The sequence below is a fragment of the Synechococcus sp. CCY 9618 genome (assembly GCF_019038415.1).
Lineage (GTDB): Bacteria > Cyanobacteriota > Cyanobacteriia > PCC-6307 > Cyanobiaceae > Cyanobium.
The window spans coordinates 1-314 of record NZ_JAFKRG010000023.1; the positions used below are offsets into that span (position 1 = coordinate 1).

The 314-nt window shown below is 64.6% G+C and carries 1 protein-coding gene; it reads right to left on the minus strand.

Features of this window, described 5'->3' with window-relative positions; all coding sequences use genetic code 11:
* Nucleotides 1–314: hypothetical protein (locus KUG41_RS06275; protein WP_216902249.1), on the minus strand; the 314-nt coding region annotated here is incomplete at both ends.

A 314-nucleotide genomic window follows, 5' to 3' on the forward strand; every position in this document is an offset into this window, starting at 1 on the left:
AGGTACTCGGTGACGTAGCTGCCGCCCGTGCCGATGAAGGCGCGCGAGGCATTGACGATGTCGAAGGAGACCAGGCCGGCGCCGGTCTCGAAGCGGAACATGTCGATGTCGACGTTGCGTTCGATCACCCCGAAGCTGCTGAAGCTGAGACCGGCCAGAGCGGTGGCTGTGGCGAAGGTGTTGCCGTGGTCATCGGCGGCGTAGGAGAAGCCGTTGCTGCCGGTGATGACGGCGAGGTCGTCCTGGGAGTTGTTGGCGCCGTAGTACTCCCCCTTGCTCCACTGGGTGAGGTTCTCGTCGTCCCCGAGGTAGGG